The organism is Sphingobacterium sp. UBA7249 (genome assembly GCF_002472835.1).
Taxonomy (GTDB): Bacteria; Bacteroidota; Bacteroidia; order Sphingobacteriales; family Sphingobacteriaceae; genus Sphingobacterium; species Sphingobacterium prati.
Map to the genome: position 1 here is coordinate 57,366 of NZ_DKST01000014.1, position 15,228 is coordinate 72,593.

Here is a 15,228-nt window from a genome sequence, read left to right on the forward strand (position 1 = left end):
TTAAAAAGGATATAAATATTGCAAATTTTCGTTTGAAAGCGATCCAGAAAGAATCATTATCGAATTATCTCTCATGTTTCTCTTGTTCAAATGCCTGTAAGGCTTTTGATGCGAAAATAGGTGAATATTGAAGTTGAATACAAATTCGATTTATAATTTCTGCAAATATTCCAGATCCATACATTTCCTTTACGGGATTGTTTTCATAAGCTTTTACCCATATTTTGACTTTTTCACCTTTAAGGATACTTATGACCTTTTGGGCGTCATCTTTCGTTTTTATTTGCGGAAGCGAGGCTAGTTCGCGCCATCTATCATCACTAAAACAGGTGTAGAAAAACCAATTGTCTGTAACGACACCTTTATCCATAATACTATCTGCAACATGGCGCTCTATTCGGCTAGTTACGTGAGCCATTTCTATTTGGTTTTTTGTAATTCCGCGAAACACCGTAATAGAAAATCTGTTGGTAGGAAAAGGAGCTGTAGTCATAGGGATGCTGTCGAGGGACTCTGTCATTACCAACCAACTGTCACCTTGCACACGTTCTCGGATAATTCTGTTTGTTTTTTCAACCTCCCAATCTTTAGCGTTTAGGTCCAACGGCTGTTTAAATTCAAATAAGCTGCCATGGAGTTTCAGCAGGAGACTATCTTTTATAAGTATGCGCCCTATCTCTCCATCGGATATTATAAATGAATATGCGCGGTCCAAAACAACTTTCTTATGCTGTGCAAACGCAGAAGTAGCAAAGATCGTATTTAGAAGTAAAGATGTAATAACAACTCTATTAAGCATTTTTTTATGGTATAAATTTAGTTAAAACTTTGGTGTAGTACAGTTCACTTAGCTGCATCTCTCCACACTTAATTTACAATACCAAATCTGTTGTTTTTGAAATCTAATATGATTATTTCGTTGAAAAAATATGCATTTCCGATAAGTCCATCAATATTTTCAGCTGTATTAAATTCCATTAATCGCTTATTTTCACTATACCATGCATAATTTTTCTCTAATTTTTTATCCCCTAGGTATATATTTTTGGCTGTCATTTTGCCATAGAAGTTTATATTCTCTCCCCATGAGGATGTAATCAGTGTATCTGCTTTTGTATTTTCCTGAACTATTTCTGTCCACAGTTTTTTATTGGTATTAATTGGGAAAAGGCTGGCTCCTGTGTCAAACAAAAACCAATGCGTTTCCTGATTAATTTTTAAAGGAACATGTAACCTTCCTCTTTTAGATTGAGCTTGAACAAAAGTTGTCCTTGACTTCCAATGGCCTTTAAGTGTATCTAACACACACATTTTTTTGCTAGGAAAATCAATGATTAGTATTTTATCGACGAAAGCATCTGCTCCCAAAGAACCTATATGTTTGGGAGTTTTTGTAAAAAGCGAATCCTTTGGAATAGCTTTCCCATAGTTCTCCATATAAGTAATTTTTTCTATTTTGAAATTGCCGGCTAACATATCAATACCCTTTGTTGCATGGTAAGAAATCTTGTCATTCGACGATAATTTTGTAGAATCTATAAGCATATTCTTTATTTCACTTTCAGAAAAATAAGAATTTAAAATGTTTCCATAGAGAACAGAAGTATTAGCTCCCAAGTCAAATTGCAATTCAAAGTTTGCATTCAGGCCATTTATTTTTATAGGAACAAGCATTGCAAACTTTGGAAAATATTTATTGGACAGTGTGGCAGATTCCCAAGTGAATTTAATCCAATTATCATTATTGGCCTTACCAATAGTCTTTTGTTTTGTATTAATACAACTTATAAAGATAGTCAATATGCAAATTACAATTACTGCTCGTTTTATATTCATTATATTTTCTTTTAAGCAAATATACAACATTTGAAGATAGAGCGACTGGAAACAAATAATTGCTGTTGTCGCTCTGCTGCTTCCGGTATTTGATCAATCTACAAGCTTGATGATAGCCACTACATTGCAGTTAGAGGTGATGTTATCGAAGCTAATACGAAAAAACGAATTTGATGTAAGCTATTTAAGGGTACATCTTTTTATTCTGGATAATTTCATTTGATCAATAAAGCAATTAATTATGCAAACATTGATAGGGTCCTATGTGTATTGAATTAAAGCTAAATCACTATTGTCGCCAGGATCGTGTCAAGAAGCAGTGTTGTATTGGACTGAAATCAGATGTTTCCTTTGAAAAACTATGTGGTGTGCTGTAGACCGATAGCTTTTTCATCGCGTTATAAAAATGAATATTCTCAGCAAACAAAAGATAGAAATCATGGCCCTAATTGGGAAGTTGGGGGACGAAATAGGAGGGCAGAAAGGTCCTATTGGTAGAGATAGATTGAAAAATGAAAAATCATATTCTAATGACTAGAAAGGAACTGTTAATTAGAGAAAATAGGGGCAGGCGCGAAAGAGGGAAATATGCAGAAGCTCTTTCTATAATTTTAAATAGAACTATATCCGACTCGGATTTTGTCGATTTGACCGCCTCAGATGAGGTATGTAAATCTTTTTTTGATACCTATAAAATGAAGAGCAATGAATCAAAGAAAGTTTACCCAAAAGACCATGTTGAGGATTTAAAAAGGGCGTTAATATCAAATGAAGTTAACTTTAGAGATATTGAACTATACTTGATAAGTAAACAAACTAATTATTGTGGTTGTGTGAAGATCTCATTTTCTGAAATAATAGATTGCTTTAGTGAATTGATAGAATTAGACAAAGATTCATTGTTTCTTTGCTCCAAAGACAGTGATTATGGTTTGGGCATTGATTCTTACGAAGAATATGACGGTGGATTTATTGGCTATTATTATGAATTAGTTATTTGGAAATCTGAGTAGATTATGATACATATGAGGGTAACCTTCTTGAGGTGTTGAGAGAATATTAATTGGATAGACGATTTTTGAAAACTTTTGAAAGTAAAGGTACCGTGGAAATTGTTACCAAAGATAGACGTCTGATAGAACGTTTTTTTGACAATCTAAAATATGTAGGCCATCACAAATGATAGAACTTATTCGATTATAAAAAGAAAAAGCAATAAAATATGTAGGTAGGTAATTAATCAAAATAATTGACCCATTTAATAGACAACAATGTATCACCTAGGTCAATAGACTCCATTAACCTAGGTGACGATCTTGAAAAAAGAAGGCAATTCTCCATTTTAGGATCTGGTGCTGCATTTCCAAGGGATAACCTACTCTATTTTAAATAGTTTTATAAAAGTGAATAAATTATTCTGATGACAGGGTACGGGGCATAGTCTTTATTTTTGGAATTTTCGGAACTCAGTTACTTTCAATGTATTCTATTGCATTCCTGATCCACACATCTTCGCCATCTTTCACATCCTCTACTGTTTGTTTGACAGGAATGTCTATCGTTACACCTACTCGTTGATTAGGTTTCCAATTTGGGTAAAATGCGCCAGCCATCGTATATACAAATCTTATTCCCCGTGGCAAAAAGAGATATCCAATATGTCCGTTGGCACCCGCAGATTGGGTGCCGATAATTGCACTCCTTGGAGCGGCACGATAGGCAATGGCCGATAATTCTCCCAGACTCTGGGTGGTTTCACTCACCAAAATAGCAATTTTTCCTTTGAAATAATCCCTGTTTTTTGTCAGGCCTACATCGCCCCGTATATCCAGAAAAAAGTTGCCCGGATATTTTTTAGCATTCATAGAAAACCACATATACTCCGTAGGTTCCGGGTAAAGATATTTTTCTAATATATCTTTCGTATAGCCCAGTGGGTAATTACGTAAATCAAGGATTAGCCCTTTCGCATCCCGTTTATTTTTTAGCATTTTTTCCATTGCTTCTGCTCCAATCTCACCTAAGTTCATATAAAGGATATCTTTTTTCTTTAAGCTATACTCCTGAGGTTTTTTAATTTCAATGTGCTCATTTCTTGTAAAGGTCTGTGTCGGAACCTGCTCGTTATGTTCTTTACCATTATATTTAAAAGACACTTTTATCTTGTCCTCCGGTGTAAGAAAAAGTTTGTGTGTCACATTCCGGATAAGCGCTTTTTCATTGGATGCGGGTATTATTGGACGATAGACCTCAATAATCTCTGATACGGGTTTATCATTAACGGCTAGAATTTCAGCACCCCGATCTATCTCTATCAGTCTGGTAGAGGACACGGCGAGTTTTCCGTCATGCGTTTGAGTCAATGACATGGGAAGCCCTCGCATAGGAGGTACTGGTTTGCCCGAAATGATTTCACCGTGCGAATCATTAATTTCAGCAGCAAGTTCTTTTATTGAACGGTCGAGTACACCTTCTGATGGTGTCACCACAAATTCGGGCAGATATTTTGCTAATAGTGAGCTCCATTTATTGTCAGTGTAGCTGGTATAGGGAAAACAATATTCAATAGCATTCCAAAGACGATATAGCGTAAGGATACGATAACCCTGATCTTGCCAGCTGATTGTGTTATAAGGCTTATCTCTGGTAAACTCTACTTCCTCTTTCCAGGCTAAGGGTACCATATAGTAGTTAAAAACACTATTTCGTTTCGCATTCTTTATTTTTACAAGTTTGGCAGATAGCTCCTTGTCAAAAAGTTTTGGATCTTCTAGCCAATTGAGCGATGCAAAACGATGATATTGAGTAGAGTCTTTTATTGAATAGTTCTCAGTCTCTATAATATTACCATATTTATCGATCCACTTGCCAAGAAGCCGATTTCTTTCTTCTCTGTTTTTTGCATTTGCTATTGCCGGCAATACTCTAAACAGTTCAAAGTCCCAGTTATATTTTCCAACCACTACCTGCGGATGAAAATATTTTAGAAAGCCCCAGACTTTGCCCAATATTTCTAAATTTTCTAGCAGCTGAGGGGTAGGGGAACTGCCTAAAGCAATATTAGACGATTCTATAAAATCAAAATCTTTATCTGCTTCTGCTGTTGGATTTTGCAAAATGTCGAACGACTGTCCGTCTACTTCCACCTGACACTCACTTATCCACAATTTGATATTTCCAGAACTGATGATATGAAAATAAAAATGTTCGGTCCGATCTAGCGGCATTTCTATCGAAAAGCTATTCCATTCTTTATCACCGTTACATCCTACAGTAGTTTTCTCGGTCATAATAGCACGTGAAAATGTGTTTAAATTAATCGAAAAAGAGACCTGTGCATCTTGTGCTTGCTCATATTTGTATTTACCATGAAAAACGATATTTTTCCCGACTATATCTCTGTTAGAAAAATGAAAGAACGCATCAATATCCTTTTCCTTAGTAGAAGAAATCAATAATGAGGGTTGATGGTTATCATATCGTGTTTTCTCATCGACAATAACCCGTGGGCTATTACTATACCATCCCATTTTTGGTGGATTGGGTGACATGTTATCGGATGAAATTATTGTAGCATTATCGAAGGAAAGAAACCCCTTTTTAGTTAGATTTGATTGTGCAAATAAAAATAGGGATGTAAATAAAAGTAATGAAAAGCAAAAGAAATGTTTTTTCATAAAACTTGATTAGAACCAATGATAAATTTAGATTTATAGGCATTTCGCCTTTACCAATATAGCTATTTAAATTGAGATTGTCTTATAAGGTATATAAGTTATAGAAATTTTGAGGTTTTGATCCATCAGCAGTGTCTTGATTATAAGCACGACGTATAGAAAAATAAGTTATGCAAAAATAAGCTGAAGCCAAGATAAAAAAGAGTGCGGTTAATGAAAACACTAGGATGGATTTTTAAAGACCTGCTTGACATCAGTTATTTAGGGCTTTACTACTAATTTTGATTGATAAGTTGCCATGACCTTGCTTATCTCATTCGTCAGTACCGCTAATATGCTACGGGAGCACTCTACAATTAATGATACCCCCTCCATGGGCGACTCTTATTTAATTTGTAAAACAAACCTATTATGAAAAGCATAACTCCGAACCATATAAATATATAACTGAATATATCTTCAAATCGAATGCTAATGAAAAATGGTGTTTTTTGATAATCTATAAATTCCACAACATCATTAATGCCAGTCTCTTTTATACCCGAATTTTCGCTGTAGTATATTTCAATTTTATCACCTACATGTAGATCATCTATATCTTGCTCGCTTAAAACACTATTGGGTTTGTAAAGCTCAAAAACATAGGGATAGCTGTCTATTTTAAGATATCTGTATTTGCCACGGAATCTCTTAGGAAGTTCTTTATACTCTTTTGATAGATAAGTTATTGTTCCTGGATTCTTGATGTAATCAGACCGTTCTCTATTGCTTTTATACAAAAGGATCAGACCACCAATGACAAACAATGAGGAAGTAATTGTTGTTTTGAAAAAATTCATTGCAGTATTTAGCTCATCTGAGCGTCTCTTTAGTAGATTACTATTTGGCTTGTTCCGGCTGTTCTTATAAAGCTAAGTTAGGTAAAATCATGACGATTCAAAATTTATTTTCATCTATTGCTTTCTATATATGAATATAATTGTTAAGTGCTTTGATTTATAGGTTTCGGTATCCCCCGGATACAGCTTAGATAGATTTTGTTTTCCTCAGATAGCCTCAGTAGCAGCTATACTTTTGCGATATACATAAAAACACAAGAGTATGGCAAATCAATGTATATATTTGAGTACTAAAAAGTTTTAACGATGATAAAATCAATGAGACAACAAATTATTACCATTGGAATTATATTAATAATAATTTTAAGTTTTTTTGGCTGCTCTGAACGTATTCAGCAAAACAATAGTAAGCCATCAATCCAGATCCCATTAACCGAACACATTATTGATACGACTTCAGATGAAATGTTATTAGAAGTCGTTTATGATAATCTCTTTCGTAAGCTATCGGCAGCATATGATAAAGAATATGAAATCGTCATGTCTTGGAACAAATCAAGACAAGCAATTTATATGATCGTCCAATTAGAAGCAGAAGTAAATAATGGAGGCTATAATCAATTTTATTTCAATTCAAGCGGTCAATTTGCTGAAGCGCTACCAGAAGCGTTGAAATTAGTCGGCGCAACTAAATTTGCCGATCTGACCGAGCGAGCAAACAGCACGTTTGAAAAAGAGAAATCGAAAATAACTGAAGATCAGGATGGCACGATAGAAGGTTTTGGTAAATCCTATGAGAACAATCCGTTGAACAAATTTGACGATGAATTCTATAAACTTAATGACACGAAAAACTTGCAAAAAATTCAGGTTGACTATATCCGAAAGAACAAGAAAGAGTTTACTGATTAAATCCTAACTTAGCCCTATGTTGTACAATCACTTTGAACAAGTCACCAAAAGCTCTTTTCGGGAGCAGGTCGAATCGGGCTATGTCGACTTTGTGCTGCAGCGCCTTGAGTGGACTGATGGAAAGCCCCATTATGAAGCTTTCGGCTGGGAGGGACTGCCGCCATTGGGTACTGATACCGTCCAGGCGTTTTTTTAATGAAGTAGAATTATGGCTAGTTTAACAAAATATGTTTCGAATGACCATCCAGAATTTGCCGTATTAATCGAAGATGATGATAAGGTATGTTATGCATACTTATTGAAGGAGAAAAGAATCGTTGGAGATATATGGTTATATAATAGTGCTCCAACTCCGACTAAACCTGAATGGTATAGCAAGGTAAATCTACCGTTTTTAAATCCGGCGGAATTTGTCAGCGAAAATCTCGAACCATTTAACGGGAGTTCACCTGTAGAAGTAGCTTGGGATTTTGGCGAACAAACAATAGCGAAAATATTTCTAGCATCCAGGTTGATTGCAAAACTAACCGAGGGATCTTGCCCGGGCTGGTCGAGTCTTGTGATTAAAGATGGGCCATTGGCGCAGAAGATGGAACACGTTTAAATAGCGCCTTCTATGATAATGAATAAATTTAATGAGATCGTTGAGAACTATTTTAAACGCAGTATTGACTCCTATCATAGTTGTATCCAAAACAAGGAAAATCGATATTTATTTCGTGAAATAGGTTTGTCCCACCGTGATGTCCAACCTGAAAAAGACGCGATAAAGATTTTGTATAATGATTCGCGCAGTGCATATTATGTTATTGAAGTCAGGCTGAATTTGTGGTCCAAACAATCGAATGTAGGCCATTATATTTTGATCCTAGATGAAGAAAATCAGGTATTGGATGATTATCTAGTTTTCATTTAAGAAGAGTAACAAATTGAATAATTACGATCGAACGAGCGAGTTTATCGTATTAAATATTCATCCACAATAGGCAGGTCAGCTTCTGCCCGGTCGTAGTCAAGCAGTTGATCTATCGTTACCCATATTGCCTGTGCATGCTCGAGCGCCTTTACTTCACCAGCTCGTAGGCTGCAAACAAAAGGGTAGAGCTGTAGCGAGAAGTCAGCATAGTGATGCTCGACCATTGTAAGCGCTTTGCGTATGGTGATATCAATATTGACCTCCTCTTTGATCTCTCTGTATAGGCAGTCTTCTTTAGATTCTCCGGTTTCGATCTTCCCACCCGGGAATTCCCATTTCAACGGAAGTTTCATCGAAGCCGATCGTTGGCAGATCAGTATTTTGTTAGCGTGCTCTATTATCGCACAGGTTACTTGCAGCATACTGAGTTAAAAGTAATAATTTTCGACTAATGGATAGTTAAAGGTTGTTATATCCGGGCAACTATAGAACATCCAGATAACTATGTTTCAATCGTTGAGAATAAGAGATGCTGTATCGATGGAGGATTTTCACCATCAGCCTCGAAAATATTGACCTTTGTTAGCAGTAGCGCTTCATCTCTAATAATCTGATGCTCCGGGAAAACAACTTTTACTTTCTTTTCCAGTTTTTCAAATACCTCAGAATCGACATCGCTCACGGGATTAAAAGATACTCATGATCTTTTGGGTGTCATCTTTCGTTTTTATTTGCGGAAGCGAGGCTAGTTCGCGCCATCTATCATCACTAAAACAGGTATATTTATCTTTAGACTCGCTCGCTTTATATACTATTTGTTTGATAGACTCAAAAAGACCTTCCGAGCCTGATTTCATCTTGATCGCATCAAATATGCATATATTAAATTCAGGATATTTTGCAAACTCGTTCAGAATGTGTTTTTTCCTTTCTGTTCGTTCCTTAAGATTGATGATATAAGTCTTGTGATTCATTTAATCATATATTAATTAATCGATATTAGTTTATATTTTCAACACAGGAAGCCACAAAAATTATCCTGATTAAATTATCTAGCTATAAATCCTTTTAAATACAACTAGTAAGGCAAAGTTTTAAATATGACTCATTTTAAAAGACCGTTAATGATCTCTTTTACTGCGGTATTTCCTGGGAAGGCTGAAAATTTATTAATGAGTACACCTTGTTTATTATATAACAGATAGGAAGGAATATACTTAAAATCAAAATATTTCATCATGTAATTCCATTGCGTGTCTGTCAGATAATAATGCTCGTTACCTATTCCAATTATTTTTTTCTCCCATAGCTTTTTTGGTGAAGATCCATTTGTGAGATACACAAACACGACATCCTTATCTCGGAAATCGCCCTTTACGCCCCTAAATTGTTTGATTGCCTCCAGGCATGGAGCACACCATGTCGCCCAAAGGTCAATAAATACAACCTTGCCCTTGTATTTAGCAACAATGGCTTCCATGACCTTGTTTTCTGGAGTAGACTGGATATCATTTACGACAACAGGTGATTTTACTTTGGCCAGTTCTTCAATCTGTTGGTTTTTCCGAAATAGTATTTTTGCTATTTCTCCATCTTTCCAATAATGGGTTATATTCTCTTTTTGTTTTTCGCTTAGCGGCTTCATCTGTTCGTTGAGCTGCCGACCAAATGCATTGGCTGCTAAAATATCATAATATGGCCCTTCATCGAATCCGACTAAATCCGCTAAAATAGCTTTTACGCTTGCCAACCAGGAAGGGATGTCGCTTTCTCCGATCGCTGGAATTCCCAAAATCTCATTTTGAAGAATTTGATTTTGAAATTCAGCGAATGTGAACGTATGCAGGTATTGTGGATCATTGAGATTGAAGTCTTTCAAAAAACGAAAATATGATCGACCAACCGTCTGGACTTTAGGAATATTGACCGTGTCATGAGTTGCGTTACGATAGTTGCGCTTCATCTCTCTTTCGTAATCAAAGACTTGTCCCGTATATAGGAATAAACGAAAATCTTTAGCTATAAGCTCTTTAAACTCTTTGGAGAACAATTTATCCTTATCGACGAATTGTGCTAATCTTTCTGATACAGTTCTTCTAGCACGATCCAGAAATTCATCTGTGCTTTTATCATAAAGTCGTGGATATACCCAACCCGGTGTATCTGGTCTATAAGAAATCATTTTGTTTAACACCGCCATGCTCTGCTCCATATCATATTGATTCATGGCAGGCGTGATAGCTACATTTTTGATATTAAGATCTGAATCATAAGTAATATCAATGTGAGTAGGGCTGTTTTCTGTCGATTTGATTATAAGGGACTTATAGGGGTTGACACTCGTGTATAAATCGACTAAAGAAGTCTCGGTTTCCATATCAAAGTCCAGTGAGAATTTGCCTGATGGGTCAGCAAGAGTTTCATATCTAACATTTTCTCCTGAAATAGGATAGCGAACAGTAATCGTTACCATAATGCTATCTTTATTTTGACCATCAAGAGTGATGATTCTTCCTGTTATTTTGGAAGTACCAGCGACTACGGTTGTTGTGCCTGTATTCTTCTCAGTTGCCAGGTTACATGACAAAAAGAACAAAAGACTGCATACAAAAAGAAATTTTATTTTAATCATTTTTCATCTTGATTTAAGCTCTGAAGTATCTAAATTTAAATCTCGACAAAATTTAAAAAATCCTGCCGAGATAAAGTGATTAGACAAATATGGTGTCTGTACAGTACAATGGACTACCCATACGGTACCGACAAGTTCCTGTATAAGACATTCCTTGATAGCTCCACGAGCAAGCTGCAAACTCTTGCTTACCTAAGCAGGCGGCGATCTTAGGGTCAGGGGTACTTGGACCAGATCCAGTTCCTTGCATACATTTGCCATATGGAGCAGAAAAGTAGTACCCTGGTTTACATTGGTATCCTGTAAGTACATTATATACTTCATTTTCTCCACAATTTCCACTTCCATCAACACCGCCCATAATTTGTTTTAGCTCATCTCTGGTCAGGATCTCATCCTTCGCGATACTCTTCAACCTAATTTTCTTCATAGCTATTTAAAATTTAAAATATTTAATTTGCTATTCACATTGTCCCGAATAGTTTGGGAAATAATCTTTGCTTCCTCTCTATTAATTTGCCCAAGATCGCTTCGAACCTGCTCGGACATTTTTTATGTCTAGAAAAAAATCTCTAAATCTGCAATACGGTAACTTTCGGGAAGCTCATTTCCGTTTACAAAGATTGTCGGGGTAGCCCGTATCTTCATCGCATTACACCAGTCCCGCATAGCTGCTATTTTGTCTTGCTGTTCCTTTAATTCTCCATTAATTGGGTATTTAGCAGCAAATGTTTCGTAGTGCTTAGTCTCTGTGAGGTACCATTCGTCCAGTGCCTGATGTACTTTCTTCTCTCCATATTTTTGCTGTATGGCTAATAAATGCGAAACTGGAGCTGTTCGAATATCATCCTCTTCTCCGGTCGCGGTGAATATAATACGTACTTTGACATCCAAATTTGCTTTTACGATTTGTTCTAGTACCGGATGTGCTTTTGAACAAGGACCACAATAAGTATTACATACCTTTACGATTTCGTTTGTAGCACTCGGATTGCCTAGTACAATACCCAGGTTGTCAACGGGGTAAATAATCTTCTCAGATTTGTTTGATAAGTATTTGAATATATCAGGATTATAGTGTAGTCGTTTCCACTTTCGTTCGTAGTTCTTGCCATCTCTTGCTTTTTTCAATATTTGAAGCAGGTTGTAGGTAGTTGAAAGAGAGATAATACCTATTGTAGTGGTTACCAAAATCGGATAAGCGCTAATTGCGTCTAGACTTTCCGGATGTAATACTAAAAATCCGGATCCAAGCAAACTGTTTATCAACAATACACACTGAACACCCAGACACAACGTACACCACCGCTTTACAACTTTCCATTGATAATACAACGAAAAAAAGATATAAGGAACGACTAATAGTGATGATAGGATGCTGACCAGCAAAAATGAAGGTTGATTGGCAAAGAATATTTGAGTCAGAAATAATGTCGTCATATAAGAAAAGCCCCAAATCGACCAGCTAATCCCTAAAAAGCTTGACTGAGCAGAGGATAAAACTGCATCACAATTTACCTTTTTACCTTGTCCTCCACATACTTCTTTTAAAAAAGGATTGTGCGCGTCTACTTCATGCCAGACAAGCAATGTCGAAATTCCTAAACCTAGAAAGGAAGTCAGCAGAAGACTTAAACCCAGCCAACTGTAGGCTCCATAGTAATTCGTCTGGATATAGATACCTGCAATCAGCGCACTACATATCACTAGAAAAATTGGCATGTATTGGAGCAGCTTTTGACGACATTGTTGCTGCTTGTTTTGGGTATAGTTTACTTCGTTTTTCTTGTTTGAAGCATCAGTGAGCAAAATAATCCCTTTATCTATATTTTCAAAGTCTTTCAAAGAGCATGACGTGATGGTATTGGTAATAGGGGAAAGGTAACTTATGGCACCGGTATTCTCATCAACATTAGTCACTACTGTAAAACTTGTCGTAGACCAATCTGATTGCTGTATAGTACATACAAAAGGGATTTCGAAATCAGACAATTCATAATTTCCCTTTCTGATAGCTGCACTCTCAATCCCATATCTCGATAAGCAATCGATTAAAGCCAACATAGACGGGTATTCTAAATGGTTATTAATAAGTCTCGATACAGCCAGAGACGTGCTTTTCACTCCAAAATGATTTAGAAGAGACTGACAAGTCAAAATCAAATTATCATTATTAATCCTACTTTGTAATTTATTGCTCCAAATCGACATAATTACTCGCAATTGTAAGTTTAATTATATGGCTTTTGTTTTCAGGTTAAATACAATATGGTTTTTTATTTTGTGTAGTTAATTTTAAAGATATAAATATGTTTTCATGAAACGATGCAATCATTCGAATAAAAATTTAAATGACATTTAAATGGCATTAATGTGGGTGTGGAAGCTTTTTGAGAAATAATATGTTAGATAATTAAATAAAATGAATTGTCTAAATTGGTTGTAATGTCAAGAGGATTTCTTTAATTGTGTGTTATAACTGACTGGTAATTATTCTAATATCGCTATTTTATGAAAATAAAATTTAGCAAATTTGGTCTATACATCTAACAACGGTATTGCTCCGGTAATACTTCAATAACTTAAATTGTTAGTTGTGTTAATTTTCTTTGAAATGGCGTTTAATACACCGAATTTTAATGTTTAATAAAATATTTTAGATTAAAATGTTTTACTATAAAAATAAATCCGGAAGTCTCTTTATGGATAGTAAGTGTTAAATTACCATGATATGCGATTTTATTGTTTTGCCCCCCCAAAGGTTGCCTAAATTTAGTAAGTCAATAATACTCTTATACGCAGGATTATGGGAGGTAATATACGCTTTATAGCCATAAATTTGAAATATTATTGGTAAGTGCGTGTTGTTAAAATTTGTGAGGGATACATTAACTTGCTTTTACTTACATTAATAAAATCTACTCCTTTTAAATGATGTGCATCATTGGAAAGTCCATAACAGGCTTCCACTGAATTTCGCCTCGCACGATCATTCCGATATGATCCTTCGTCAGTGGCGTATATCGTCCAGGTGATATTCAAATTTCTTTGCAAACAGGTCATATCAACAGAAGGTTTCGAATTTTGTCAATACCAAGGGGGAGCGCAGGGCCAGGAACTCAGGAAATTTATAGATCGGACTGGAATGCAGTCAAAGATGTTATTGATGGCAAAAAACCATTAAGTTCTTTAAGCACGGATTGTCCAGGCTAATAATTATATTTAAATATGAAAGCATTAAAAGTTTTTTATGCGCTGTCGTTTATGTTATGCTTAATACAGCTAATAATCTGGCTTTTTAGCCCTTTCATCGGGGTTGGCTCAATATATAACATGGTTAAAGATTACGGATTTTATACAGATTCACCCAGTGAAAGGATTGTTGCGCTATCTGGCGACTGGGGAATGTCTGTAGGAACATTTAAGATCGTAAATCAGATAATAGCAATTATCTATTTTTTTTCCTTAATCCTAGCAGTATTATCAATTTTGTTCTTGAAGAAAATCAACAAACGATTAATTTATATAGGTGTTTCTTTCTTATTTGTAGTGAGCGCATGTATATTATTTATCCTCTGGATGCAAAAGTCCTAGCAAGAAAACTAAAGTCCTTCCCAAAAGAATTTCTAAATACATTTTGGGAGGGCATTTTTCAGCATATATATGTAAAGACAAGCTACATATAGCTTGCGGTTAGGTAGACCAACTCACTAGCCCAATTGCTTTCCTCTGCCGGTTAGGGGGAAGCTCTTTTTATTTATATCTCTTCCTCATACACGAGCTCAGCTTCGAAATGCTCAATAAAAATAGTGAGCTCATCGGAGGTAAGCCAGCTTTGATTGGTGCAATGCATAATCCATTCATCATTTATTTCACTTCTCCATCAATCAAGCAGCGGAATAGTATACTTTTCATCGCTCTTTCTTCCACTGAATTTCGCCTCGCTCAATCATTCCGATATATTTTTCGATATGATCCTTCGTCAGTGGCGTATTATCGTCCAGGTGATATTCAAATTTCTTTGCAAACAGGTCATATTGGATAGATGCTACATAAACATTGTTGACATAAATGTGCCAAATACCGCCTTTCTTAACGCTAATACGGACAACATTGCGTTTGCCATTGCTGTAGAATAACTCCGGCGAATCTTGATCAAACCGACGAATAAGAGCATCGATGCAGGCCTCCTTAATGTCGTGTGCCAGTACACCGTATGCTAATTCCCATTCTCCCTGCGATCGCCTGAATATGTAGAATGACTTTCCGTTTTTGTCATATAAATAGTAATCCCGCATGCCCATACTCTTATCATCAATAGTCATACGGACATATAGCACACGATTTCTGCAGTGAACTTCAAGTGGTTTCATAAAACAAAGTTACTAATAATATTAGTAATTTGTCGAGATAAAT

General features: G+C 35.8%; 16 protein-coding genes. 5 read left to right on the plus strand and 11 right to left on the minus strand.

What is annotated here, in order from left to right:
* Window positions 1–64: 64 nt before the first annotated feature.
* A complete protein-coding gene (locus tag B4A24_RS10505; protein ID WP_293944756.1) occupies window positions 65–799 on the minus strand; it encodes a hypothetical protein in 735 nt (244 codons plus the stop codon).
* A gap of 68 nt (window positions 800–867) precedes the next feature.
* The gene (locus tag B4A24_RS10510; protein ID WP_293944758.1) at window positions 868–1,836 is read right to left on the minus strand and encodes an aspartyl protease family protein; all 969 of its coding nucleotides are present in this window, start codon (window positions 1,834–1,836) and stop codon (window positions 868–870) included.
* A 530-nt stretch (window positions 1,837–2,366) separates the two neighbouring features.
* Between B4A24_RS10510 and B4A24_RS10515 the strand changes: the two genes are divergently transcribed.
* Complete coding sequence (locus B4A24_RS10515) at window positions 2,367–2,849, plus strand: YxiF family protein (RefSeq protein WP_293944759.1); 483 nt, start codon at window positions 2,367–2,369, stop codon at window positions 2,847–2,849.
* A 453-nt stretch (window positions 2,850–3,302) separates the two neighbouring features.
* Here the strand turns inward: B4A24_RS10515 and B4A24_RS10520 are convergent, their stop codons facing one another.
* Together B4A24_RS10520 and B4A24_RS10525 are read right to left on the minus strand one after the other, a co-directional pair.
* Window positions 3,303–5,387, minus strand: coding sequence for a S41 family peptidase (locus B4A24_RS10520; RefSeq protein WP_293944760.1), 2,085 nt, complete (start codon window positions 5,385–5,387; stop codon window positions 3,303–3,305).
* Between the two features lie 482 nt (window positions 5,388–5,869).
* Entirely contained in the window at window positions 5,870–6,352 is a 483-nt protein-coding gene (locus B4A24_RS10525) for a hypothetical protein (RefSeq protein ID WP_293944761.1), read from the minus strand.
* 318 nt (window positions 6,353–6,670) lie between these two features.
* Between B4A24_RS10525 and B4A24_RS10530 the strand changes: the two genes are divergently transcribed.
* Genes B4A24_RS10530 through B4A24_RS10545 form a run of 4 tightly spaced genes read left to right on the plus strand, consistent with a single transcriptional unit; the run spans window position 6,671 to window position 8,180 of the window.
* A complete protein-coding gene (locus tag B4A24_RS10530) occupies window positions 6,671–7,264 on the plus strand; it encodes a DMP19 family protein (RefSeq protein WP_293944762.1) in 594 nt (197 codons plus the stop codon).
* Window positions 7,265–7,280: 16 nt separating this feature from the next.
* Entirely contained in the window at window positions 7,281–7,460 is a 180-nt protein-coding gene (locus B4A24_RS10535) for a hypothetical protein (RefSeq protein ID WP_293944763.1), read from the plus strand.
* 12 nt (window positions 7,461–7,472) lie between these two features.
* Window positions 7,473–7,868: a hypothetical protein gene (locus B4A24_RS10540; RefSeq protein WP_293944764.1), complete on the plus strand. Its 396-nt coding sequence runs from the start codon at window positions 7,473–7,475 to the stop codon at window positions 7,866–7,868.
* Window positions 7,869–7,880: 12 nt separating this feature from the next.
* Window positions 7,881–8,180, plus strand: coding sequence for a hypothetical protein (locus tag B4A24_RS10545; protein ID WP_293944765.1), 300 nt, complete (start codon window positions 7,881–7,883; stop codon window positions 8,178–8,180).
* Window positions 8,181–8,221: 41 nt separating this feature from the next.
* Here the strand turns inward: B4A24_RS10545 and B4A24_RS10550 are convergent, their stop codons facing one another.
* The 7 genes from B4A24_RS10550 to B4A24_RS10580 form a co-directional block, all read right to left on the minus strand.
* On the minus strand, window positions 8,222–8,602 hold the full coding sequence (locus B4A24_RS10550) for a (deoxy)nucleoside triphosphate pyrophosphohydrolase (protein ID WP_293944766.1): 381 nt from the start codon (window positions 8,600–8,602) through the stop codon (window positions 8,222–8,224).
* 80 nt (window positions 8,603–8,682) lie between these two features.
* Window positions 8,683–8,862: a hypothetical protein gene (locus tag B4A24_RS10555; protein WP_293944767.1), complete on the minus strand. Its 180-nt coding sequence runs from the start codon at window positions 8,860–8,862 to the stop codon at window positions 8,683–8,685.
* A 4-nt stretch (window positions 8,863–8,866) separates the two neighbouring features.
* Window positions 8,867–9,154, minus strand: coding sequence for a glycosyltransferase family 25 protein (locus tag B4A24_RS10560; protein ID WP_293944769.1), 288 nt, complete (start codon window positions 9,152–9,154; stop codon window positions 8,867–8,869).
* Between the two features lie 131 nt (window positions 9,155–9,285).
* On the minus strand, window positions 9,286–10,812 hold the full coding sequence (locus tag B4A24_RS10565; protein ID WP_293944771.1) for a TlpA family protein disulfide reductase: 1,527 nt from the start codon (window positions 10,810–10,812) through the stop codon (window positions 9,286–9,288).
* 79 nt (window positions 10,813–10,891) lie between these two features.
* Complete coding sequence (locus tag B4A24_RS10570; protein WP_293944772.1) at window positions 10,892–11,242, minus strand: hypothetical protein; 351 nt, start codon at window positions 11,240–11,242, stop codon at window positions 10,892–10,894.
* A gap of 128 nt (window positions 11,243–11,370) precedes the next feature.
* Window positions 11,371–13,023, minus strand: a complete 1,653-nt coding sequence (locus B4A24_RS10575; RefSeq protein WP_293944773.1) for a vitamin K epoxide reductase family protein — start codon at window positions 13,021–13,023, stop codon at window positions 11,371–11,373.
* Window positions 13,024–14,723: 1,700 nt separating this feature from the next.
* Window positions 14,724–15,185 carry a hypothetical protein gene (locus tag B4A24_RS10580; RefSeq protein ID WP_293944774.1) on the minus strand — a complete coding sequence of 154 codons (462 nt, stop codon included), beginning with the start codon at window positions 15,183–15,185 and terminating at the stop codon, window positions 14,724–14,726.
* Window positions 15,186–15,228 lie beyond the last annotated feature (43 nt).